Source organism: Achromobacter sp. GW823-FHT04E03 (genome assembly GCF_058796095.1).
The window spans coordinates 1117578-1141053 of the sequence record NZ_JBXAIJ010000001.1 but is presented as its reverse complement, the minus strand read 5'-3'; the positions used below and the strand labels follow the sequence as shown (position 1 = coordinate 1141053).

The following is a 23476-nucleotide window of genomic DNA, read 5'->3' as shown; positions in this document are numbered from 1 at the left end:
GTCAGGCCGTGCCGTTGCGGCCGTACAGACGGTAGCCTGCGCGTTCGGCGAGGCGGTCGTAGTACGCGGCGACGGCCGGCAATCGCGGCTTGTCGAAGGGCGTGCTGAACCAGCGGTTCACCGACAGGCCGACCGGTATGTCGGCCAGCGAGAACGCGGGGCCGGCGACGTAGCCGCCGGCCTGTTCCAGGCGCCGGTCCAGTATCGCCATGAAGCTCGCCCATTCGCGGCAGGACGCTTCGATCGCGGCGCGGTCGCGGTGGGCGGGAGATTCGCGCACCAGGGCCATGAAGGCGTAGCTCCAGGAACGATTCAGGTCGGTGGCCTGCCAGTCCATCCATTGGTCGACGCGGGCGCGCAGCCTGGGTTCGGCGGGGTACAGGTCCAGCCCGCCGTATTGCGCGGCCAGGTAGCGGATGATGCTGTTGGACTCCCACAGCACGAAATCGCCGTCCTGGATGACCGGCACCATCGCGTTCGGATTCAGCGCCAGGAAGGCGGGCTCGCTGGTGGGTTGGAGCCCGGAGCCCCAATCTTCGCGCTCGAAAGGCAGGTCCAGTTCGGCGCAGGCCCAGAGCACCTTGCGCACGTTGATGGATGAGGCTTTACCCAGGATCTTCAGCATCTTGCCGCCGCCGTGTTGACTGACCGGGGCAGTCTAGCGGGCGGCGGCGGGCGCGCACAGATACAGATTGCCGGTTTTGCGTGCGCAACAGCGTTCAATAGGCGCCGGCTTCGGGCTGGGTGCGCAGGCGCAGCACCGGCGAGGTATACAGCACCACGAATTGCACGGCAAAGCCGGCGGTCGATACCCACAGGCAGGCTTCGACGCCGGCGCGGGCGGCAAGCGCGGCGCCGATCAGCGCGCCAACCGGGCGGGCGCCGAAGGTGGCGGTCAGGATGACGGCGGACACGCGGCCCAGCACGGCGTTGGGGGTGATTGCCTGGCGCAGCGTGGTGGTGGTGATGGTCCAGAGGATGGGACCCGCACCGAACAGGAAGAAGCCCGCTGCCGCCCACGCGCCGGACGGAAACGCCAGCGTGGAGAGCAGGATGGCGCTTGCGATCAGCGCGGCCAGGGGGCCGGCGGCGATCATGGCGCCGAAGCTCAGCCGCTGTGCGAGCCAGGGCGCGAGCAAGGCGCCGGCCACCATGCCGCCGCCATACACGCCCAGCGTCAGGCCGACGGCCGTGGCCGACAGGCCCAGCCGTTCGATGGCGTAGGCCACGTAGATGGCCTGCAGCACGAACCAGGCGGTATTGAAGAATACGGCGGTCACCAGCACCGGGCGCAGCAGCGGATGCGTGAGTACGAACGCCGCGCCCTCGCGCAGTTCCTCCAGCACGCGGCGGCGCGGCGCTGGCCCGGGAGTGTCGTGGGGCAGGCCGGCCAGCAGCAGGGCCGCCAGCAGCGACAGCACGGTGGCCAGCACATACGCCGAGGGCGCGCCCATCCACCCGACCAGCGCGCCGCCGGCGGCTGGCCCTGCGGAAAAAGCGGTACTGCGGGCCAGTTCCAGCCAGCGGTTGGCGCTGGCAAGTCCTGCGGGCGGGACCAGCCGCGGCACCAGCGCCGGCGCGGCCACGTTGTAGGCGACCGTGCCCACCGCGCCCAGGAAGCCCAGCGCGGCCAGCCAGCCCAGATTAAGTCCGCCCGTGGCCAGCAGCGCCAGCAGGCCCAGCAGGCTGGCGGCGCGCACGCATTCGGCGGCGGTCATCAGGGCGCGCCGTGACATCCGGTCGGCCAGCACGCCGGCAGGCAGGGACAGCAGCAGGAAGGGCAGGGTCTGGGCCGTCTGCAGATAGCCCGTCTCGGCAGCGCTGGCGCCCAGCGCCAGCACCGCGACCAACGGGGCGGCCGCAAGCGCCATCTGTTCGGAGAATTGGGCGGCCAGGTTGGAGGCGGCCAGGCGGCGGAACGCTGAGGGCAGGGCGGGCATGGGGCGCGGACGGCGGAAACGACAAGGGCACGATCATGATCGTGCCCTTGTCCTCCGGCACTCCGTTCCTTGCCATGGGCAAGGCGCGCGCGCCGCTTCGCCTCTTTCTCAGGGGATGGGCGGATAGTCGCCGAAGCCGTCCGGCCAAGGCGTCAGCACTTCATAGCCGGTCTCGGTCACGACCACCATGTGCTCCCATTGCGCCGACAGCGAGCGGTCCTTGGTGACTACGGTCCAGCCGTCGGGCAGTTGCTTGGTCTGGGGCTTGCCGGCGTTGATCATGGGTTCGATGGTGAACATCATGCCGGGCTGCAGCACCATGCCTTCGCCGGGGCGGCCGTAGTGCAGCACTTGCGGATCGTCGTGATAGATCTGGCCGATGCCGTGGCCGCAGTATTCCCGCACGATGCTGAAGTGCTCGCGGTGCGCCACGGTCTGAATGGCGTGGCCGATATCGCCCAGCGTCGCGCCGGGCTTGACGGCCATGATGCCGGCGCGCATGGCTTCGTAGGTGGTGTTGACCAGGCGCCGCGCCAGCGGGCTGGGCTGGCCCACGTAGTACATGCGGCTGGTGTCCCCGAACCAGCCGTCCTTGATCACGGCCACGTCGATGTTGAGGATGTCGCCGTTCTTCAACACCTTGGCCGACGGGATGCCATGGCAGATCACGTGGTTGGCCGAGGCGCAGATGGTCTTGGGAAAGCCGTGGTAGCCGACGTTGGCGGGTATCGCCTTCTGGACGTTGACGATGTAGTCGTGGCAGATGCGGTCCAGCTCATCGGTGGTGACGCCCGGGCGGACGTGCTCGGCAATCATGTGCAGCACTTCCGCCGCCATGGCGCCGGCCTTGCGGGCCATTTCGATGTCGGCGGCGGACTTGATGGAAACCTTCTTCGCCATTTACGCGGCCTCCTGCTGGGCTGGCTGTGGCAAGCCTTGGGACAAGGATGCGATGGCGAAGCCCTCGGCCTGTTCGATGCGGATCAGCAATTGGCAGATGTCGGCGTGGCGCAGTTCGGGGTAGAGCTCGGACAGCATGCCGATGCGCATCCAGTGTTCGGCCTGGGAATTGATGGAGCGGCTGAGCGCGCCGCTGGCGACGCGGAGGTTCTCATGCATCTGCTCGGAGATCTTGACGATGCCCATGGAGTTAACGATCCATATATGGTTTGTATATGGATCGTATCTTACCGCCGATGGGCAGCAGGGCGCAAATCGTGAGGGGGCTAGCGGCCCTTGCCGCGCGCCGTCTTCTTGGCGCCGGCGCGGGGCGCGGCCTCCTTGGGCGGGGGCGCGATGGCGGCGTGCACCTGCTCCATCCACATCAGCGCGTCGGTGTACGACAGGAACTGCTGCAGATAGCCGGGCGACACTTCGCGCATCAGCGACAGCGCGCGGTGCACCAGCTGGTTGGAGTTGAGCGGGCCGGCGTTCTTGTGTACCTGCTCCTGCGACTGCCGCACCTGGCGGTCGGCGCTGACCCGCGACCAGACGCCGCGGAAGTACTCCAGCGTTTGCAGTTCAGGATAGGTGGCGCGCAGGTCGGCGGCGCCGCGCGCGTCGGTGCCGGGATCGGCGATATAAGCCGTCAGCGCCGCCAGCGGTCCGGGTTCCGGGATGGCGGAAGCCGGCGCGGGGGCATATTCGGCCGCATCCACGGGCGCGCCTTCCAGCTCGGCCTCGTAGGCCTGGATCAACGCCGCCAGCTTGGCGTCCAGCAGTCTGCGGGCTTCGCCGCCCTGTGCGGCTGCGCGCCGTTGCAGCGCGTCCATGAACTGGAAGCGTACCGGGGCCACACGGTCGGCGCCAGCCTCGCGCCAGGCGTCCAGCATGGCCCGGGCGTCGATGATTTCGCCGCGGGTGCCGTCACTGGCCATGCGAGGTCCCGGCGTCGCTGGAGGGCTTGGGGATGGGCGCGATTTCGACGCGGCGGTTCTTGGACCGGCCGTCCTCATCCGCGTTCGAGGCCACCGGCTGTTCGGAGCCGAAGGCCGCGGCGAACACGGCCGACGAAGGCACGCCCTCGTCGATCAGCGCGCGCGTCACGGTCAAGGCGCGCTGCGCGGACAGGTCCCAGTTGTCGGCGAAGCGCCGGTTGCCTTCGCGCACCTGCTGGTCGTCGGTGTAGCCGCTGACCATCAGGATCTCGTTGTGCGACTTCAGATAGGCCGACAGGGGTTCGATCAGGCTTTTCAGGACTTCACGGCCTTCGGGCTGCAGTTGGTCCGAGTTCAGGGCGAACAGGACGCTGCCGCTGATGCCGATGCGGCCGTCGATCAGGGTCACGCGGCCGGCGGCCAGCGGACCCGCCAGCGCCTGCTCCAGCGTTTCGCGGCGCTGGGTCTCGACCTGGCGCTGCTTGACCTCTTCCTCCAGCTGGGTGGACAGCTGCAGCTGCACGGCAACGACGCTCACCAGGATCAGGACGAAAGCGCCCAGCAGCACCGACATCAGGTCGCCGAAGACGGCCCAGGCCGGGACTGTGGGCTCCACGCCGCCGTCGATGTCCTCGCTCATGCCGCTTCCGCTCCGGCCGTCGCGCGCTGAATAGCGAGCTGCTGCAGGTTCTCGATGATCTGCTTCTGCGACACCATGCTCAGGTCCACCACTTCACGGGCCTGCGCCACGTAGTAGGCGAGCTGCTCGTCGCCGCGCGCGATGGACTTGTCCAGCGCCGCTTCGATGCGTTGCAGGTGCGCCACCAGCTTGTCGTTGGATTCGCCGAAGAGCTGCACCGCAGTACCGAAGGACTCGCCCAGGCTGGCCACTTCGGCGGCTCCGCTGGCGACCTGCGCGGCCACCTCGGCCAGCTTGCCGGTTTCGGCCTGCGCCTGTTCGGTGAACTGCGTGCCGACGCGGTCCAGCAGCTCTGCCGACGAAGACACCAGCGCGTCCACGGCCGTGCGTTGCTCGGCGGCGGTGTGGTTGACGGCGTCCAGCAGGGTGCCCAGGGTTTCCAGCAGGCGGTTGCGTTCTTCCAGCATGTCGTTGTCGCGCTCCATGCTGTCGGAGAGCTTCTGGCGCAGTTCGCCGATGACTTCGGCGGCGGCGCGCGGCGCTTCAGAGGCGGCCTGCACCAGGCGGCCGATCTCGGCGATGGTGTCGTTGGCGCTGGCCTGGGTCTGCGCGCTGATGTCCTGTGCCGTGATGGCCAGCGTGTCGCAGATCTGCTGCTGCTGGTTGGCGGTGTAGGAACTGGTCTGTTCCCATTCGGTGCGCAGCGAGTCGGCGATCGTGCCGAGCTTGCCGGTCCAGACTTCCAGGCGCGCTTCGTCCTCGGCGGCGAGCGCATTCTGCAGGTCCGTCTGCGATTGCTCCAGCGTTTGCAGCAGGGCGGCGGAGTGTTGTTCGAATGCCGCGGCGGCGGCTTCCAGCGCCTGCTGGTTGTCGCCGGCCAGCTTGGCGTTGGCTTGCTCCTGGCGTGCCTGCGCCTCGGTCCAGGCCTGGGTGACGCCGGTGGCCGCCGTTTCCAGGCGGGCCGACACGCTTTCCAGCAGACCAGTCTGAGCCTGGGTCTGGGCGGTAATGTCGCGCGCGGTCTGGGCCAGGGTGTCGTTGACTTCCAGCTGGCGCAGGGCGGCCTGGGTGCCGGCCTGTTCCCACTCCTGGCCGAGCTTGGCGGCCATGGCGGTGAGCGCGCCGGTCCAGGCGGCCAGGCGTTCCTGGTCGCGCGAGGCCAGCGCGGTTTGCAATTCGGCGTGCGACTGGTCCAGCGTTTGCAGCAGCGAGGCGGAATGCCGTTCGAAGGTGGCGGCGGCGGTCTCCAGCGCTTGCTGGGTGTCGCCGGCCAGCTTGGCGTTGGCCTGCTCCTGGCGCGCCTGCGCCTCGGTCCAGGCCTGGGTGACGCCAGTGGCCGCCGTTTCCAGGCGTGACGACACGCTTTCCAGCAGGCCGGCCTGAGCCTGGGTCTGGGCCGTGATGTCGCGCGCGGTCTGGGCCAGGGTGTCGTTGACTTCCAGCTGGCGCAGCGCGGCCTGGGTGCCGGCCTGTTCCCATTCCTGGCCGAGCTTGGCGGCCATGGCGGTCAGTGTGCCGGTCCAGGCGGCCAGGCGTTCCTGGTCGCGCGAGGCCAGTGCGGCCTGCAATTCGGCGTGCGACTGGTCCAGCGTTTGCATCAGCGCGGCGGAATGCTGTTCGAAGGTGGCGGCGGCGGTTTCCAGCGCTTGCTGGTTGTCGCCAGCCAGCTTGGCGTTGGCCTGTTCCTGGCGGGCTTGCGCCTCGGTCCAGGCCTGGGTGACGCTGCCGGCCGCCGTTTCCAGGCGGGCCGATACGCTTTCCAGCATGCCGGCCTGGGCCTGCGTCTGGGCGGCGATGTCGCGCGCGGTCTGGGCCAGCGTATCGCTGGCGGCCTGTTGGCGGGCCACGGTGTCGGCGCCAGCCTGCTGCCATTCCTGGCTCAGCGTGGCGGCCATGGCGGTGAGCGTGCCGGTCCAGGCGGCCAGGCGTTCCTGGTCGCGCGAGGCCAGCGCGGCCTGCAATTGCGTGTGCGACTGGTCCAGCGTCTGCAGCAGGGCCGCGGAATGCTGTTCGAACGTGGCGGCCGCGGCGGCCAGGGCCTCGCGGTTGTCGCCTGCCAGCTTTTCGCCAGCCCGTTCCTGGCGTGCCAGCGCGGTGGCCCATTGTTCCGAGACGCCGTTGGCGGCCGCTTCCATGCGGGCGGATACGCCTTCCAGCAGCCGGGCCTGGACTTCGGCCTGCGCGGTGATGTCGCGCACGGTCTGCGCCAGCGTGGCGCTGATGGCTTCCTGGCGTTCGGCGGCCTGCGCGCCGGACTGTTCCCATTCCTGGCGCAGCGTGGCGCCCATGGCGCCCAGGGTGTCGGTCCAGGCGGCCAGGCGCTGCTGGTCGCGCGAGGCCAGCTCGGACTGCAGCAAGGTGTGCGATTGGTTCAGCGTGCGCAAGAGCGAGGCCGAATGCTGCTCGAAGCTGGCTGCGGCCGCGGTCAGGGCCTGCAGATTGTCGCCCGCCAGCTTTTCGCTGGCCTGCTCCTGGCGCGACAGCGCCTGGGTCCAGGCTTGCGACATGCTGCCCGACGATTCCTCCAGGCGCGAGGACACGCTGTCCAGCAGGGCGGCCGAGCGCTGTTCGAAGGTCTGGGCGAAGTGGTCGAGCGAGGCGCGCAGGTCCTGGGACAGGGCCTCGCTGGCGCGCTGCTGGCCGGCCAGGGCCTGGTTCCAGATGCCGGCGACATTGCTGGTGGTGGCCTGGAAGCCCGAGGTCAGTCCTTCCAGTTGGCGCTGCACGGCTTGCGTCACGGTGTCCTGCAGGGAAGCGGTTTCGCGCGACAGGCTGGCCATCGTCGCTTCCACCACGGGTTGCAGGGCGGCGCCGGCCGAGCGCGCGCTTTGCGACACGCTTTCCTTCATGGACTGTTCCATGACGGCGGCCAGGCGCGAATAGGCCGCCTCGGCCTTGCCCTGGAACGCGTCCTGGCTGGCCATGTGGCGGTCGCTCAGGGCCTGGTTCTGGCGGGCCATGTCGCTCATCATGGCTTGCAGCTTGTCCACCAGGGTAGGCATGGCTTCCGCCTGGCGCTGCATGACTTCAGCCTGGCGTTGCAGCAGCTTGAAGGATTCCTCGCGCTGATAGCCCTGCGAGTACACGCGCAGCGTGGTCGCGGCCTTGCTGTCCAGCAGTTGCGCGGCGCGCACGCGTTCGCGGCGGCACAGGGCTGCCAGCAGGCCCAGCATGGCGGAGCTGGCCACGCCGGCGATCGAGGTGCCGAAGGCAAAGCCCAGGCCCTTGACCGGCGCGGCGAGCGAGGCGCGGATGGCGGCCAGATCGGTGGCGCTTTCCAGCGCCAGGCCAGTGCCGCGCAGGGTCACGACCATGCCCAGGAAAGTGCCCAGCATGCCCAGCAGCACCAGCAGGCCGACCAGGTACGGCGTCAGCGCCGGTCCGGGCAGGCCCGCGCGCTCGCCTTCGATGCGCAGCCGCGCGGCGTTGCGCAGGCCCGGCGGCAACTGGTCCAGCCAGGATCCCAGATTGCCGGGCGCTTCGGACAGGCCCGAGAGCGCGCGCGTCAACGAGGATGTCGCCTGCTGGTAGCGCAGCAGTTCCAGCGCGCCGGCCAGGTAACAGACGGCTATCAGCAAGGTCACGGCCAGCGCCAGCGGGTTGGTGCCCGCATAGCCCACGCCGATCCAGCCCACGACGGCCAGACCCGCCAAGAAAACTACGAGATTAGTCAGATATTTGGACATAGTGTCCCGGTTAGCTGGCGCGAAGGGTGGCAAGCAGCCCTTCGACCGGTTGTAAACGAACATCCAATTCGGCAAGCAGCACGCTGCGCATGTCTTTGCGGAACGTGTCCAGCCAGGCGCCCGGCGTTATCGATGCCGTCGCCGGAGCGGGCGCCGCGCCCGTCTCGACCGCGGCATCGCCTTGCGCCTCGGCTTCGGTCTCGCCTTGCGCTTGCGCCAATGCGGCAGCCTCGGCCAGGGCCGCGGCCTCCGCGTCGCGCAGGCGCTCGAAATGGCCTTGCAGCAATTTCGGAATCGCGCCGAACAGCGCGCGTTCCTTGGGCAGCAGGGCGCGGTCCATGATGGCGTCGACCACTGCCAGTCGCGTCATTTCGCCGTTTTTGGCTGCGACCATGCCGCGCAGCCGGCTGCGCAAATTGCCCACGGCGGTTTCCATCGTGTGCTGCAACGACAGATAGCGCTGGCGAAAATTCGCGTAATCGGCGTCGGCCTCGGCCAGCGCCGCCAGTTGCTTGGCGGGCGCGGGCGCTTGTCCCGGCGTGCGCCGCTTGGCGGCCGTGGCCGCGGTGTCGCTGGCGATGGCGTCGGCCAGCGTGGTCCGCACGCGTTCGCACTCGCGCTCTTCGGCGCTGCTGAACATGCGGGCGCCGGGGGCGATCACCGGCGGGCTGGTATTTAGCGCCGCGGAGAGCGCGATCGCGTCCGTCCAGCCGAGCCATTGGCTCAGATGGTCCGAGAGCGATTGCCTGGATTGCGGAACATCGACATCCGTCAGGCGAGTCAGCAAGCGAATGAGCGTCGGGCCGCTTAAACCTGTGCGCTGTGGGGCCTGCAACATACCACCAGAGTCAAAAAGGGGGGAGTTTACACGGTGGAGGGCGGCGCCAGGGGCGGGGGACGGGCGGCAAGGGCGTGCCGCCCGAAAAAAGAGGGTCGCATCATCTGCCGATGCAATATTGTGACGGGATTATGCCACCCGGCGAATCCGGAGTTCTGGCGCCAGGCCATGCGCCGGATTGTCCAGGTAGTCCGCCAGAAAATCGATGAGGTACCGGGTCCGGGCGGGCAGCAAACGGGTTTCGGTCACGGCGTGGACCTCGATCGGCCCCAGGCTCCAGGCCGGCAGCACGCGCGCCAGCTCGCCCGAGCGCAGCCGGCCGCTTTCGTCGCCGCCCAGCGCCGCGATGCCGGCGCCCAACACGGCAAGCTGCCTGGCCATGCAGGCGTCGTTGGCGCCGTAGCGGTGCTCCACCGGAACCAGCAACTGCTCGCGGCCGCGCTGTAGCGGCCAGGGCGCGGGCTGCCCGCCGCCGGCGCGCAAGCCGATGCAGTCATGGCGCGCCAGGTCCGCGGGGCTGGCAGGCATGCCGCGGGCGGCCAGGTAGGCGGGCGAGGCGTACAGGCCGGCATGGACCACGCCCAGGCGGCGCGCCACCAGCGACGAGTCGGGCAGTTCGCCCAGGCGGATCGAGACGTCGCCGATCTCGGGCGGGTGCTCGGCGAACTCGGGTCCGGCCACGCTCATCTGGAGCCGGATATCCGGGTAGCGGCTGCCGAATGCCACCAGGGCGGGCATCAAGGCGTCCAGCGCATACGCCGCGGGCAGTTGGACGCGCAGCGGCCCGCTGGGAAGTTCCAGTTGCTCGCGCAGTTCCTCGTGGGCGATCTCGGCTTCGGCCACGATGCGGCGGCAGCGTTCGAAGTACAGCCGCCCGGCATCGGTCAGCTCCACGCGGCGCGTGTTGCGGCTGAGCAGCCGCAGGCCCACCGAGCGTTCCAGTTCGGCCACGTGGCGCGACACCGTGGAGGTGGGCATGCCGAGCGTCGCGGCGGCCCGGCTGAAGCTATGCGCCTTCGCCACTTCGGCGAACAATTCCATGCCTTGCAGGCGTTTCATGAGTGCATCTCCCGCGCGGTCCGGACGGATCAGCGCCATGTTCCATTGCTTGATGTGCGTGTTGCCGGCAGCCCAGGGAAGGCCAGCCGTCGCAGGAGGGCATTGTCGGCACGGGGTTTTAATAATTCTTTAAAGCGCCGCCGCGCCAGGGGAAAGTGGCAGTCCGCCCCGCCTGGAAAGGCGGGGCCTGCGCCGGTTTCAGCGTATCTCGGGATAGCCTGCCGTCACGGCGGCTTGCGCCATGTCGTCCAGGACAGAGTAGGCGGCCGGATCCGGGCGGGCGAAGCGCGCGACATGCGCCGCGCGCAATAGCGGCTGGTGCGCCGGATTCTCGTGCATGGCAAGCAGGGCATCCGACAGGGCCTGCGTAGCGGCCGGGGCCACGTCGGGTCCGGACACCAGGAGGGGATTCGGCGTCCATGGCGTATACGCCAGCGTGCGCAGTCCGGCCAGCGCGGCCGGATCGTGCGCGCGCAGCAGATCCAGGTACCAACTGTCGGCCGCGGTCAGGTCGATCTCGCCGTCAGCCAGCGCGCGCAGCAGGCCCCGCGGGTTGCCATAAGGCCCCTTGGACGCTGCGAACAGTGAGCCGCCAGCCGCGGCCAGCCCGGCCAGCGCCGCGCGCGGCGCATTCCAGCCCGATTGGGAGTCACGCACCATCCAGCCATAGCGGCTGCCGGCCGCATCAGCCAGCGAGGACCAGCCGCAGTCGGCGCGCACCAGGAATTCGCTGCGATAGCGCGGCAGGCCTTCGTAGGCCGGCCAGTCCGGCACCACCGCAGCGACCGCCGCAAAGGCCCGGCCCGCCTGCAGCGCGTTGACGTAGGGCCAGCCGCAAATGAAGACCCCGCACAGGCCGGGCCGTTCCCAGAGTTCGCCGATGGGCGTGGGCCAGCCGTGCTCGACGAAGCGCACCTCCAGTCCGGCGCTGGCGTGCGCGGCCTGCAGCAGCGCATGCCAGGCAGCCCGAGCCGCGGGCGCCACGTCGTACATGCGCGTCGAAGTGATGAGATCCATGGCGCTGCGCCTATGCAAATTTCAAGGTCTGGCCCAGGCCCATATTGCGGGCCTTTTCCAGCATGGCGTGGCCCAGCGCGATGTCGGTGGTGGACAGGCCGCGGTGCCAGAACAGGATGGTTTCGTCATCGCGCTCGCGACCCGGCTTCAGGCCCGCCACGATCTGGCCCAGTTCGGCGTGCAGGTTTTCTTCCGTGATGCGGTCGCTGTCGACGTGGGCGCGCAGCGCGCCATAGGGCAGCCCCTTGCGGCATTGGCCCCAGTCATCGACCACCACCTTGCTCATGATGTCGGTCAGGCTCAGTTCCACCGCGCTCATGGTGCCGTAGGGCATGACCAGGGCGCCGGGCTTGATCCATTCGGTCTTGAGCAGCGGCGTGGGTTCAGGCAGGCGCGAGGCTTCGACCACGATGTCGGCGCCGCGCACGCAGGATTCCCAGTCATTGACGACCTTCACCGGTTTGCCCAGGTCGCGCGACAGGCGCTCGCCAAAGGCCTGCTGGCTTTCCGGCCGGCGCGAGTGCACGCGGATTTCGTCAAAGTCGTAAAGGCTGTCGAGCAGCCGCACGTTCCAATAGGAAGTGCCGCGCGACCCGATATGCCCCAGCACCTTGCTGTTCTTGCGCGCCAGGTACTTGGCGCCCAGCGCGGTGACGGCGCCGGTGCGCATGTCGGTGATGGCGGTCGCGTCGACCACGGCCAACGGCTTGCCGTTGACCGGATCGAACAGATTGAGCAGGGCCATCTCCGAAGGCAGGCCGACTTTGTAGTTGTCGACGAAGTCGCTGACCACCTTCACGCCCGCGACGTGCAGCGGCTCGATGTAGCCGCGCAGCACATTGAAGTGCCCTTTGGCGGAAGACTCCGGCACCAGGTGCATGCGGGGTTCGATGACGGTCTTGCCGCGTCCCTGGGCGTCCAGCGCGCTTTGCACCGCGGCCAGGATTTCCGCATCGGTCAGCGCCAGCGCGCGCACGTCAGGGCCGTTCAAATAGGTGATGTCTATGGATTGCATGATGTCTCCTCTGTTCATTGGATGGGCTGGATGCCGGCCTGCTTGACGATGGCCGCCCACTTTGCTGTTTCCTGCTGGATCGCCTGGGTGAAATCCGCGCGATTCGAGCCGGCGGGCTCCACGCCCAGGCCGGCGAACTTCTGGCGCACGGACTCCTTTTGCAGCACGGCGGCAATGTCGGCCTGCAACTGGTCGAGGATCGCGGGCGGCACCTTGGCTGGCGCGACGATGCCGTACCAGGACGTCACGTCAAAGCCCGGATAGCCGCTCTCGGCCACCGTGGGCACGTCCTTCAGTTGCGGCAGGCGTTGCGGACCGGCCACCGCCAGCGCGCGCAGCTTGCCGGATTGGATATGCGGCAGCACGGTGGATACGCCGGCGAACATCATGTCCACGTTGCCCGCCACCACGTCGTTGACTGCAGCAGCCATGGCGTTGTAGGGGATGTGGCGCGTGACGATGCCGGCCGACTGGTTCAGCAGTTCGCCCGCCAGGTGGGCCCCGCTACCGGGGCCGGGCGAGGAATAGTTGAGCTTGTCCGGATGCTGGCGCGCATAGGCCACCAGTTCGGTGAAGCTCTTGACCGGTACCTTGTCGTTGACCACCAGCACATTGGGCGAGGTGGCCAGCATGGTCACCGGCGCGAAGTCCTTTGCGGTGTTGAACGGCAGCTTGGTATAGAGCAGCGGGTTCACGGTCAGGTTGCCCGCCGGCGCCAGGGCCAGCGTATAGCCGTCCGGATTGGCGCGGGCGACAAAGTCCATGCCGATGTTGCCGGAGGCGCCGACCTTGTTTTCGATGATTACCGGCACGCCCCATTTGCTGTTGAGTTCCTGGCCGACGATGCGGGGCAGCGCATCGGCGATGCCGCCCGCGCCAAACGGCACGACGATGGTGACGGGCCTGGCGGGATACTTGCCATCGGCGGCTGCCGCAGGCAGTGGCAGCGCGGCGGCCAGCAGGGCGCTGCTCAGGCACAGCGCAAGGTACTTTTTCATGGTCATTCCCCTTGTTGTGTGGTTCAGGCCGCGGCGTGGCGCTTACTGCGCCGCGCCGCGCTCCTGGTTCAGAAACCGGTCGGCGCGCGCGATGTCGTCGGCCAGCCTTCTGTCCTGCGAAAGAAACGGCACTTCCTGCCGGAAGGCCGCCAGCACCTCGCCGGTCCCTTTGCCCACCGGACGCCGCGGCTCCGCGCGCGTGCGCAGATCCACGGCCTGCGCCGCATGGATCAGTTCTATGCCCAGCAGCGTGCGCAGGCGCGCGGCCTGCTGGCCCACGCGCTGCGCCGCCAGCGGGCCGTTGGTGGCCACGTCTTCGATGTTGCCGGCGACCGCCAGCGCATCGGACGAGACGGGCTGCGACAGCGTCCGGATTTCGGTCGCCAGGAGCGACACGGGCTTCTGTATCGTGGTGTAGGCCAGCGTCGTGTCATTGGGCGACAGAAAGCGCGGCAGCTTGGTGAAGGCCGGGTCGCCCATGCGCAGCACGCGTTGCGCCGAAGACTGGGCTACCTGGGCCAGCGCCACGCCCACCGACTGCAGCGGCAACACCCAGGCGGTGGGATCGAAGCCGGCGCTGGGCAGCACCGCGCCGCGCAGCTTGCCCTGCGTCACGTAGTAGCGGGTTTCCTGCGGCGTGGCGCCCGGTGGCGGCGAGACATCCAGCGCCACGGTCGGGTTGTCATCAGAACTGTTGATCTGCACCAGCAGCTGCACGTCCAGCTGGCGCAGCGTTTCGCGGGCCGCGCCATGGACCTGGCTCACGGTGCGGAAGCTCAGGGGATCCTGCAACGGCCGCTGTTCATCCGTCTGCCACAGCGCGCTGCCTTCGAGCAGCGACAGGATGCGCCGGGCCACCTGCTGCTGCGCCGGATATGGACGCTGGCCCTGGGTGGCGGGCAGCAAGGGTGCAATATTGCCGTTCAGGCCTTCGAGCGACAGGGCCGCCACCTCATCGGCGCGGTCCAGCACCCGGCTGGCGTCGTGCGCGGCCAGGATGGCAAGGGCCGCGCCATAGGCGTTGGAACTCAACAAGGACAGCGAATCCTTGGCGTAGGGCTGGATCGGCGCCAGGCCTGCCTGGCGCATGGCCTCGGCTGCCGGCAGGCGCTTGCCGCCGGTTTCCACCATGCCTTCGCCCATCATGGCCAGGCCGATCTGCGGCAGGATCGTGATGTCGGCCTGGCCGACCGAGCCTTGGCCCAAGACCACCGGCGTCAAGCCCTTGTTGAGAAAGTCGGCGTACTGGCGCACCAGCGGCGGACTCATGCCGGTGCCGCCCGCCAGCGCGGTATTCAACCGTATCAGCATGGCGGCGCGTACCGTGTCCGTCGCCGCCGGCTCGCCATAGGCCACGGTGTGCGACAGCAGCATGCGATGGTTGAAGGTCGCCGACAAGGCGCGGGCCTCGTCCGACAGCGTGTCGCCGGAGAAGATGGTCTGGTCCTTGTTCTGACCCACGCCACGATTCAGGCCGTACACGGGCTGCCCCAGGCGGCCGTATTCCAGCAGCAGGTCGTGCGAGCGGGCCACGCGCTGCCACGCAGTTTCGGTGGGCGCCACGGGCTGGCCGCCGCGCGCCACGGCGACCACGTCCGCGGTGGTAAGCGAGCGCCCGTCCAGCGCCAGGGGCGCCTTGCGGGCCGCGGCGCGCGCTTCGGCGGTAGTGGCCGGCGCGGCGGCTGCGGCCGTTGTGGCTGACCACGCGGGCGCGGCAGCAAGGGCCGTGGCCAGTGCCAATAGCAGCGGACCTGCGCATTTATGTGTAAAGCCTCTGAAAACGCGAACTTCAACTGCCGGAAGATGACGCATCACTGCTCCTGGGAGGGAGGGAAGTAGAGGGACTGCAGCGTGAGTTAGGGGCGGATCCGGGGCCGACGGATGGCGCGTACTTGAAGGCGAGAGGGTGGCGCCCAGGTGCGGTGCGGCGGGTGGCGCTCTTGGCGCGTTCCGGGGATGCGGTGTCAGCGGGATTTATTTAACTCGTATATACAAGTACAGTCAAGCATATGCTAATGACGGTATAGCCAGTAAGAGGGACGTAGCCAGACTGCGCCAGCGTCGACGGGGGGGCGCTTGCTAAAATCCGCCGCTCTGGTCCATCGCCCGCTCCGCGCTTTCCGCAAGGGGCTGGCCGCAAGCCGCGGGCATGGCTTCTTAACAAGTTCTTAAACCGAGGCCGGCATGCTGCGGCATGGGTGACGGTTCTGGAGTTTTCTTGCGTGTCCTGCTAGTTGAAGACGACGCCATGTTGGGCGACGCCGTGCACACCAGCCTGGCGCAGTCCGGCGCCGACGTGCAATGGGTGCGCGACGTTGCGCAGGCGCGGCTGGCCCTGGTGGATCATGGTTTTCAAGCCGTGCTGCTGGACCTGGGGCTGCCGGATGGCAGCGGGCTGACGGTCCTGAAGCATCTGCGTGCGCGCTACGATGCCACGCCGGTGCTGATCCTGACCGCCCGCGACCGGCTGAGCGAGCGGATACAAGGCCTGGATGCCGGCGCCGATGACTACATCGTCAAGCCATTCCAACTGGACGAACTGCTGGCGCGGCTGCGCGCCGTGGTCCGGCGCAGCAGCAACGCCGTGGTTTCGGCGCTGCGCTGCCGCGACGTGGTGCTGGAGCCGGCCAGGCGGGCGGTGACCCGCGCAGGCGTGGAAGTCAGTCTCAGCGCGCATGAATACCGAACGCTGCTCGCCCTCATGGAGCGCATCGGCCACACCGTCAGCCGCGAACAACTGGAGGCCGCCGTCTACGGCGACAGCGGCGCCATCGAAAGCAACACGGTGGCCGTCTACATCCATCAGTTGCGCCGCAAGCTGGGCGACAAGCTCATCGCCACGGTCCACGGCCTGGGCTACCGCATCGAGGCGGGCGAATGAAGACGCTGCGCAAGCAGCTCACGCTGACGCTGCTGGTGACGATGACCCTGTCATGGATCGCGGTGTTCGCCTTCCAGCAGTACGAAGCCACGCGCTCGCAGACCGGCGCGCGCGATCAATGGCTGCACGACGCGGCCAGCCAGATGCTGGCGTCGCTGCCGGTCAGCCTGCTGGGCAACGAGGCCCCGTCCGAGCGTTTCACTCCGCCCGCATCCAGCCGTGTCGACGGCGACAAGGTACGTTTCCACCTGTGGTCGCTGGCCGATCGCCGGCTGCTGCTGCGCTCGCCCGAGTCGCCCGCGCAACCCTTGAGCGGCGGCTTCCAGGACGGCTATTTCGACGTGCGCGCCGACGGCGTGGACTGGCGCGTGTACGCGATCTCCGACGCGCAGGGGCGGGTGCAGGTGCAGGTGGCGCGGCCGCAGAGCGAATTGCGCGCGCAGTCGCTGTACAGCCTGAAGCGCGGACTGCTTATCGTGTCTGTCCTGTTCGTGCTGCTGGCCGTGGTGAGCTGGATGGTGGTCGGCCGCGCCTTCCGCAAGGTGGACCGCGCCGGCGTGGCCATCGCGCGGCGCGGCCCGTTCGACCTGGCGCCGCTGCCCATGGCCGGCATGCCGGGCGAACTGCGTCCCTTCATCCGCTCGATCAACCAGCTGTTGCTGCGGGTCAAGGGTGGCATGGACCGCGAGCGCCGCTTTCTGGAAGATGCCGCGCACGAACTGCGCACCCCGCTGGCCGCGCTGAGCGCGCATGCCGAACTGGTGGCCCGCAGCGCGGGTTCCGGCGACGCCCCGGCCGCCATCGAGAAACTGCGGCTGGTCGCCCAGCGCACCTCGCGCCTGTCCGAACAATTGCTGGACCAGGCCCGCATGGATGCGCTCAGCGCCAGCGCCGACGAGCCGGAGCTGGTCGAACTGGACGCGCTGGTGGCCATGCTGGTGCGCGATTGGGAATCCGACGCCACCCGAAAGCAGCTGCGCATCCAGCTGGATGTGCAGGCCTGCGTCGTCAGGGGGCGGCTGGACGCGCTGGGCGTGTTGGTGCGCAACCTGCTGGACAATGCCGTGCGCTATACGCAGAGCGGCGGCCAGATCGTGGTTTCCTGCGGACCGTCGCCCGACGGCGGAGCCTGCCTGCGCGTGGCTGACGACGGACCGGGCATCGCGCCGCAGGAACGCTCGCGCGTGTTCGACCGCTTCTATCGCGCCCCAGGCAGCGCTGCGGGGGGCAGCGGCATCGGCCTGTCGCTGGTGGCGCAGATCGCGCAACAGCATGGAGCCGAGATCACGCTGGGCGAGGGCCTGCGCGGCGCGGGCGTGGCGCTGACGGTGACTTTCCCGCCTGCAGCCGGGGGAACTCCCGCAGCAGGCGCGCAGGGCGCTTGAACCCGCCGGACCGGGGGCGGGGATTGAAATGCCGGCCGGCCTGACTGCGCAGCAAATCCTCGCCAGGTGGTAGATTAGTTTCCGGCAATCGGACTGAGGGAGCGGCGTCAGTGGCGGGATTTCCATGGATTTGCTGATCACCTCGGCAGCGCGCGCACTGGCCGCCGGCAATCCGCTGGGCGCCCTGAACCTCGTGGCCTTGCGCGATGACGCGCCCGCGCTGGCCTTGCGCGGCATCGCCATGGCCCAACTGGGCGATTTCCGCCGCGCCCGCGCCTTGCTGCGCAGCGCGGCCCGGAACTTCGATCACAAGAATGTGCTGGCCCGCTCCAGATGCGTCGTAGCCGAGGCCGAGATCGCCCTGGTATCGCGCGATCTGGCCTGGCCGGAAAAGGCCCTGGAGGCCGCACGCGCCGCGCTGGAAGCCCATGGCGATCCGGCCAACGCCGCGCATGCGAGGCATCTGCAGGCGCGGCGTGAACTGCTGCTTGGCCAGCTCGATCGGGCCGAGGACGCCCTGGCCATGCTGGACCCGGCCTCGCTGGCCCCGGCTTCCCGCGCCATCCACGAACTGATCGCAGCCGGTATCGCCTTGCGGCGCCTGCGCACCGAGCGCGCGCGCGCCGCGCTGACCCAGGCCGAGCTTGCGGCCCGCGTCGCCGGCATCCCCGCGCTGATGGCCGAGGTGGAACACGCCACCCTGGTCCTGAATACGCCGGCCGCGCGCCTGATCGGGCAGGGCGTCCAGCGGCCCATTCTGCTGGATGAAGTGGAAGCGCTGCTGGCATCCGACACGCTGGTGGTGGATGGTTGCCGTCACGCGGTGCGCAGCGCTGGCCGCGAGATTCCGCTGGCGAGCCGGCCGGTGCTGTTCGCGCTGGCCCGCGTCCTGGCCGAAGCCTGGCCGCAGCCCGCGCCCAGGGAAACGCTTATTGAGCAGGCCTTCCGCACGGCCTATTTCGATGAAACGCACCGCGCGCGCTTGCGGGTGGAGATAGGACGCCTGCGCGCGGCCTTGGACGGCGTGGCCGGCATCAGCGCCGCGCGCGGCGGTTTCGTTCTGAGGCCCGAAGCCGACAGGCCGGTTGCGTTGCTGGCCCGGCCAAGCGGCGAGGGCGACAGGGATCAGGGAGCGGTGCTGGCCTGTCTGGCCGACGGCGAAGCCTGGTCCAGCTCGGCCCTGGCCCTGGCCTTGGGCGCAAGCCAGCGCACCGTGCAGCGCACGCTGGACGCGCTGGCGGCGGCAGACAAGGTGCAGGCTTGCGGACAGGGCCGGGCGCGCCGCTGGATGACGCCGCAGGTACCGGGATTCACGACAACCTTGTTACTCCCGGCCGCGCTGGCCGCCGACTAGCATGAAGGCTCGAACTCCAGTTCAAGGAACCGACATGAAACGAACGCAAGCCCAGATCATTCGCGAGTACGGCCCATTTCCCGGCGTGCAGGCCGTGCATGGCGTGACTTATGACGGCCGGCAGGTCTGGTTTGCCGCCGGCGAAAAGCTGATTGCCATGGACCCGGATAGCGGCAGCACGCAAGCCTCGATCGACATTGTTGCCGACGCGGGCACGGCCTTTGACGGCAAGCATCTCTATCAGATCTCCGACGGCACCATCGTCAAGCTGGAACCGCAGAGCGGGCGGGTGCTGAGCCGCATCCCCGCGCCCGGCGGCGGCGGCGCTTCGGGCATGGCCTGGGCCGAGGGCAGCCTGTGGGTGGCCGAGTACCGCCAGCGCAAGATCTACCAGGTGGACCCGGAGACCGGCCGCGTGCTGCGCACCATCGAATCCAACCGCTACGTCACCGGCGTGACCTGGGTGGACGGCCAGCTGTGGCACGGCACCTGGGAGGACGGCGCCAGCGATCTGCGGCAGCTGGACGAAAAGACCGGCGAAGTGCTGCAAAGCGTGGAGATGCCGGCCGGCATCGGCGTGTCGGGGCTGGAATCGGATGGCGCCGGCTGCTTTTTCTGCGGCGGCGGCGACAGCGGCAAGCTGAGGGCGGTGCGCCGTCCGCCAGCCAAGGCCGACGATACGGCGGTCACCAACGGATGATGTAGGGCCTGTCTCCCAGTTCCCACACGCCGTCTTTCCGTTCCAGCATGATGTACTCGGTTTGCCATTCGTCCGGCTGGTCTTCCGGCGCAAAGCCGGACAGGTACGGACGGAAGGCGGGATCCGCCGCCCAGTCCGCGGTGCTGCGGTCCAGCCGCCATTCGAACTTCACCGCCGAGACCAGGTTGGGGTTGTCGTCGAATGGATTCTTGAGCGGCTTGGTATGGGTGAGGATCTTGCCGATCTGCAGGCCGGGGGCGCAGAACTTCGCGGTATAGACCAGCTTGGAGTTGAGGCGGGCCTCGCCATCCGTGTAGTAGGGCCGGCCTTTATCCGTCAGCTCCATGCGGCTGCTCGCGTCCTCGGGATCCTCGTCCGCTTGCGGTGGCCCGCCGTCGCCGTTGGCGCTGACGCGCTTGACCGTGACCAGCTGATGCTTGATCAACCCCTGCACGATCCTGTCCTGGCTTTCCAGGAAAGCGGTGTAGACATCAGTGGGCAAGGGCCGCACGCCCACGACGTTGACGCAGGCGCCGACCGGCGCATATTCCGGTTGCGCCGTGGCCTCGACCAGGATCTTGCGCATCTTGCCTTCGGTCAGGCCCGGACCCAGGGGTGATTGCCACCATGCATAAAAACCCGCGGCGCCCGCGATGATCAGGCCCAAGGCCCAGGCCTTGCGTGGAATCCGGCGGCGGTTGACGGCGCGCTGCTTCTGGTTCATTCCTTTCCTTGCCGATTGTGGTTCCCCGATAGTAGCGCGGGACCAGTGCAGTCCTACCAGACCTTGCCTTGCGAGGTTCCGCGGCGCAAGACCGGCAGGCAGGCAAAATACAGCCCGGCGCCCGCGATCCATGCCCATCCTTTCCACGCGTTCAGCGTCGCGGCATAGAGCGCCGTGATGGCCAACGGCCCGACTATCGCGCTCAGGCTGGACAGCGCGGCCAGCGCGCCCTGCAACTGGCCCTGGCGTTCTTGCTCCACCTGCGCGGACAACATGGCTTGCAATGCGGGCATGCCGATGCCGCCCGAAGCCAGCAGGAGCATGATGGGGAACGCCATCCATCCCCGCGACGCAAACGCCAACAGGACGTAGCCCAGGGCATCGGCGCCCATGCCCAGCAACAGCGTACGTTTTTCGCCCAGCCGCGCTGTGACGGGCCCGGTGGCCAGTCCCTGTATCAGCGCGTGCAGCGCGCCGAATGCGGCGAGCGAGACGCCGACCGTGGCGGCATCCCACTGGTAGCGGTCTTCGCCGTAAATGACCCACAAGGTGGCAGGCACCTGTCCCACGAACTGCATGAGGAAGAAGACGGCCATCAGTGCGATGACTACGGTTCTGCCGCGCGTCCACAGGAACGAAGAGGCGGGCATGAGCGCCTTTAGCGATAGCGGCCGCCGTTCGCCCGCATGCGATTCGGGCAACAGGAAACAACCCATCAGGAAATTGACGCCGTTCAGGATTGCGGCTGCCAGGAACGGCGTATGCGGCGAGACGCCGCCCAGCAGGCCGCCGATGACGGGCCCCGCAATCATGCCGACGCCGAAGCAGGCGCTCATCAGGCCGAAGTAGCGCGCGCGCTCGTGGCCCCGCGCAAGATCGGCGATGCAGGCGCCCGCCACGGCGCCCGTGGCGCCGGTGATGCCGGCGACGAGCCGTCCCGCGTACAGGACCGGCAGCGTTGGCGCTGTCGCCATGATCAGGTAGTCGATGGCGGCGCCCGCCAGCGAGAGCAGCAGGATGGGCCGCCGGCCGTAGCGGTCGGACAGCGCGCCCAGCGCCGGAGCGCACAAGAACTGCATCAGGGCATAGGCTGCCAGCAGGGCGCCGTAATGGGCCGCTATGCCCTCCGATTGGACCAGGCCGCGCAACAGGCCGGGCAGGACGGGCATGACCAGGCCTATGCCTGCGGCGTCCAGGGCGACGGTACTGAGGATGACCAGGGCGTGGCCGGCTCTCATGCGCGGCCTCGTGGCGGGTGGATGGACTGCATGTTGTTTGATCTGTTATTTATCAGTGATAAATTTTTCGCTACGATAATTTATCATCGATAAAATTTCAAGATGAACGAGGAATCGCCGTGACCAAATTGCAAGTGGATGTCGTGATCCGGGCTGGCCTGGACCTGCTGAACGAGGTCGGCGCCGATGGGCTGACGACGCGCAAGCTGGCCGAACGCCTGGGGGTCCAGCAACCCGCGCTGTACTGGCATTTCAAGAACAAGCGCGCACTGCTGGACCGCCTGGGCGAGGCGATGCTGTCGGAGAGCCACGCGTATTCGATGCCCAGGCCCGGCGACACCTGGCGTTCATTCCTCAACGGCAATGCGCGCAGTTTCCGGCGCGCATTGCTGGCCTATCGTGACGGCGCACGCATACACGCCGGCACCCGGCCGAGCGAGCCGCAATTCGAAGCCGTGGAGGCGCAGTTGGCGTTCCTGTGCAAGGACGGCTTCGCGCCCGCCGATGCCGCCTACGCGTTGACGACTGTCAGCTACTTCACGGTCGGCGCCGTGCTGGAACAGCAGGCCGCCGCGGCCGATGAGCAGGAGCGGCAGGCCGGCGCGAAGCAGACCCCGTCCTTGGCGACGCCATTGCTAACCGCGGCTTTGCAGGCCCTCGACGCCGCCGGACCCGATGCGGCATTCGAGTTTGGACTCGCGGCCATACTCGATGGACTGGAGCAGCGGCGTGGGCACTCCGCGTTGCCCGGGAAGATCGTGCGTAAGCACTAGTACTTGGTTTCTAGGGTAATTCCTGACGAGAAGCTGATTGTCAGCGATTAGTCAGAAAGGTTTAATCAGGCTCACGCTTTGCGCATCGTCCGCAATCGCGCCGGCGGGATTCCGCAGCAGGCTTCACCATCCCGCGCCCACGCAGGAGTAGTAACTACAAGCTGGTCCATGTAGTCCTAATTCAGGAGACAACACGCCATGCAACACGTTACCAAGCCCCGCCGCAAGTTCATCTCCGGCGCCGCTGTCGCCGGGGCCGCCGCGCTCGGATTTCCGGCAGTGGCCCGGGCACAGAATGCCCCGGTTTCCCTGCGCTTTCAGAGCACCTGGCCCGCCAACGACATCTTCCACGAGTTCGCGCGCGACTATGCGCAGAAGGTCAATGACATGGCCGGCGGCCAGTTGAAGATCGAGATCCTGCCGGCTGGCGCCGTGGTCAAGGCCTTCGACCTGCTGGACGCGGTGTCCGCGGGCACGCTGGACGGCGGGCATGGGGTGGTCGCCTACTGGTACGGCAAGAACACGGCGGTGGCGCTGTGGGGATCGGGGCCGTCCTTCGGCATGGACGCCAACATGTTGCTGGCCTGGCACGAATACGGCGGCGGCAAGGAGCTGCTGGTCGAAATCCAGAAGGCCATGGGCGTGAACGTGGTGTCGCTGATGTACGGGCCGATGCCGACCCAGCCGTTCGGATGGTTCAAACGTCCGATCACCAAGATGGAAGAGGTCAAGGGCCTCAAGTTCCGCACCGTCGGCCTGGCCATCGACATGTATACCGCCATGGGCGCGGCCGTGAACGCGTTGCCCGGCGGGGAAATCGTGCCGGCGCTGGACCGCGGGCTGCTGGACGGGGCGGAATTCAACAACGCTTCCTCGGACCTGGCCCTGGGCTTCCAGGACGTCTCCAAGATCTGCATGCTGCAGAGCTTCCACCAAAGCGCGGAGCAGTTCGAAATCCTCTTCAACAAGGCCAAGTACGACGCGCTGCCGGAACACCTGAAGCACATCCTCAGCTATGCCGCGCAGGCCTCCAGCGCGGACATGTCCTGGAAGGCGGCGAACCGCTATTCGCAGGACTACGTCAAGCTGCAGAAGGACCACAACGTCAAGTTCTACAAGACGCCAGACGCCATCCTGCAGCAGCAGCTGAAGATCTGGGACGAGATGATCGCCAAGCGCTCGGCCGAAAACCCCTTGTTCAAGAAGGTGCTGGAATCGCAACGGACCTTCGCCGAGCGGGTGGGGCGCTGGCACGGGGACACCTCGGTCAACTTCCGCATGGCCTACAACCACTACTTCTCGCGCTCCACCAAACAGGCTTGAAGGGCCGGTACCTGTATCCCGCGCCGCG

General features: G+C 68.1%; 21 protein-coding genes. 6 read left to right on the top strand and 15 right to left on the bottom strand.

Going from position 1 to position 23476, the window contains the following annotated elements; all coding sequences use genetic code 11:
- Position 1: 1 nt before the first annotated feature.
- The 13 genes from AC1RHV_RS05310 to AC1RHV_RS05250 form a co-directional block, all read right to left on the bottom strand.
- A complete protein-coding gene (locus AC1RHV_RS05310; RefSeq protein ID WP_492299958.1) occupies positions 2-625 on the bottom strand; it encodes a glutathione S-transferase family protein in 624 nt (207 codons plus the stop codon).
- Positions 626-719: 94 nt separating this feature from the next.
- Entirely contained in the window at positions 720-1940 is a 1221-nt protein-coding gene (locus AC1RHV_RS05305) for an MFS transporter (RefSeq protein WP_492299956.1), read from the bottom strand.
- Between the two features lie 108 nt (positions 1941-2048).
- Complete coding sequence (map, locus tag AC1RHV_RS05300) at positions 2049-2840, bottom strand: type I methionyl aminopeptidase (RefSeq protein WP_054456411.1); 792 nt, start codon at positions 2838-2840, stop codon at positions 2049-2051.
- On the bottom strand, positions 2841-3086 hold the full coding sequence (locus AC1RHV_RS05295) for a ParD-like family protein (protein WP_054456412.1): 246 nt from the start codon (positions 3084-3086) through the stop codon (positions 2841-2843).
- A gap of 80 nt (positions 3087-3166) precedes the next feature.
- Positions 3167-3817 carry a DUF2894 domain-containing protein gene (locus AC1RHV_RS05290; protein WP_492299953.1) on the bottom strand — a complete coding sequence of 217 codons (651 nt, stop codon included), beginning with the start codon at positions 3815-3817 and terminating at the stop codon, positions 3167-3169.
- Positions 3807-4457: an OmpA family protein gene (locus AC1RHV_RS05285; RefSeq protein WP_054456414.1), complete on the bottom strand. Its 651-nt coding sequence runs from the start codon at positions 4455-4457 to the stop codon at positions 3807-3809. Before AC1RHV_RS05285 ends, AC1RHV_RS05290 begins: the two co-directional genes overlap by 11 nt.
- Positions 4454-8143 carry a DUF802 domain-containing protein gene (locus AC1RHV_RS05280; RefSeq protein WP_492299951.1) on the bottom strand — a complete coding sequence of 1230 codons (3690 nt, stop codon included), beginning with the start codon at positions 8141-8143 and terminating at the stop codon, positions 4454-4456. The genes AC1RHV_RS05285 and AC1RHV_RS05280 overlap by 4 nt, the downstream gene beginning before the upstream one ends.
- 10 nt (positions 8144-8153) lie before the next feature.
- Positions 8154-8981 carry a DUF3348 domain-containing protein gene (locus tag AC1RHV_RS05275; RefSeq protein ID WP_119449397.1) on the bottom strand — a complete coding sequence of 276 codons (828 nt, stop codon included), beginning with the start codon at positions 8979-8981 and terminating at the stop codon, positions 8154-8156.
- 129 nt (positions 8982-9110) lie between these two features.
- Positions 9111-10040 carry a LysR family transcriptional regulator gene (locus AC1RHV_RS05270; protein WP_192328168.1) on the bottom strand — a complete coding sequence of 310 codons (930 nt, stop codon included), beginning with the start codon at positions 10038-10040 and terminating at the stop codon, positions 9111-9113.
- Between the two features lie 198 nt (positions 10041-10238).
- A complete protein-coding gene (locus AC1RHV_RS05265) occupies positions 10239-11057 on the bottom strand; it encodes a phosphate/phosphite/phosphonate ABC transporter substrate-binding protein (RefSeq protein WP_492299950.1) in 819 nt (272 codons plus the stop codon).
- A 10-nt stretch (positions 11058-11067) separates the two neighbouring features.
- Positions 11068-12072 carry an ornithine cyclodeaminase family protein gene (locus AC1RHV_RS05260; RefSeq protein WP_054456417.1) on the bottom strand — a complete coding sequence of 335 codons (1005 nt, stop codon included), beginning with the start codon at positions 12070-12072 and terminating at the stop codon, positions 11068-11070.
- Positions 12073-12086: 14 nt separating this feature from the next.
- Positions 12087-13070 carry a Bug family tripartite tricarboxylate transporter substrate binding protein gene (locus AC1RHV_RS05255; RefSeq protein WP_054456498.1) on the bottom strand — a complete coding sequence of 328 codons (984 nt, stop codon included), beginning with the start codon at positions 13068-13070 and terminating at the stop codon, positions 12087-12089.
- 42 nt (positions 13071-13112) lie between these two features.
- A complete protein-coding gene (locus AC1RHV_RS05250) occupies positions 13113-14810 on the bottom strand; it encodes an HAL/PAL/TAL family ammonia-lyase (protein WP_492299949.1) in 1698 nt (565 codons plus the stop codon).
- 478 nt (positions 14811-15288) lie between these two features.
- Between AC1RHV_RS05250 and AC1RHV_RS05245 the strand changes: the two genes are divergently transcribed.
- The 4 genes from AC1RHV_RS05245 (at position 15289) to AC1RHV_RS05230 (ending at position 19390) form a co-directional block, all read left to right on the top strand.
- On the top strand, positions 15289-15951 hold the full coding sequence (locus AC1RHV_RS05245) for a response regulator transcription factor (protein WP_054456419.1): 663 nt from the start codon (positions 15289-15291) through the stop codon (positions 15949-15951).
- Positions 15948-17336: an ATP-binding protein gene (locus AC1RHV_RS05240; RefSeq protein ID WP_119449401.1), complete on the top strand. Its 1389-nt coding sequence runs from the start codon at positions 15948-15950 to the stop codon at positions 17334-17336. Before AC1RHV_RS05245 ends, AC1RHV_RS05240 begins: the two co-directional genes overlap by 4 nt.
- Before the next feature lie 124 nt (positions 17337-17460).
- Complete coding sequence (locus AC1RHV_RS05235) at positions 17461-18690, top strand: helix-turn-helix domain-containing protein (RefSeq protein WP_054456421.1); 1230 nt, start codon at positions 17461-17463, stop codon at positions 18688-18690.
- Positions 18691-18724: 34 nt separating this feature from the next.
- A complete protein-coding gene (locus AC1RHV_RS05230; RefSeq protein WP_175162910.1) occupies positions 18725-19390 on the top strand; it encodes a DUF5074 domain-containing protein in 666 nt (221 codons plus the stop codon).
- Here AC1RHV_RS05230 and AC1RHV_RS05225 read toward each other — a convergent pair.
- Entirely contained in the window at positions 19377-20114 is a 738-nt protein-coding gene (locus tag AC1RHV_RS05225) for a hypothetical protein (protein ID WP_054456423.1), read from the bottom strand. The genes AC1RHV_RS05230 and AC1RHV_RS05225 overlap by 14 nt on opposite strands.
- Before the next feature lie 53 nt (positions 20115-20167).
- Positions 20168-21352 (bottom strand): Tet(A)/Tet(B)/Tet(C) family tetracycline efflux MFS transporter, encoded by a 1185-nt coding sequence (gene tet, locus AC1RHV_RS05220; RefSeq protein WP_492299946.1) that lies wholly within the window; start codon positions 21350-21352, stop codon positions 20168-20170.
- A 119-nt stretch (positions 21353-21471) separates the two neighbouring features.
- Between tet and tetR the strand changes: the two genes are divergently transcribed.
- Both tetR and AC1RHV_RS05210 read left to right on the top strand, forming a co-directional pair.
- Positions 21472-22125 carry a tetracycline resistance transcriptional repressor TetR gene (tetR, locus tag AC1RHV_RS05215; RefSeq protein ID WP_119449404.1) on the top strand — a complete coding sequence of 218 codons (654 nt, stop codon included), beginning with the start codon at positions 21472-21474 and terminating at the stop codon, positions 22123-22125.
- Between the two features lie 198 nt (positions 22126-22323).
- Positions 22324-23448 (top strand): TRAP transporter substrate-binding protein, encoded by a 1125-nt coding sequence (locus tag AC1RHV_RS05210; protein WP_054456426.1) that lies wholly within the window; start codon positions 22324-22326, stop codon positions 23446-23448.
- Positions 23449-23476: the final 28 nt, after the last annotated feature.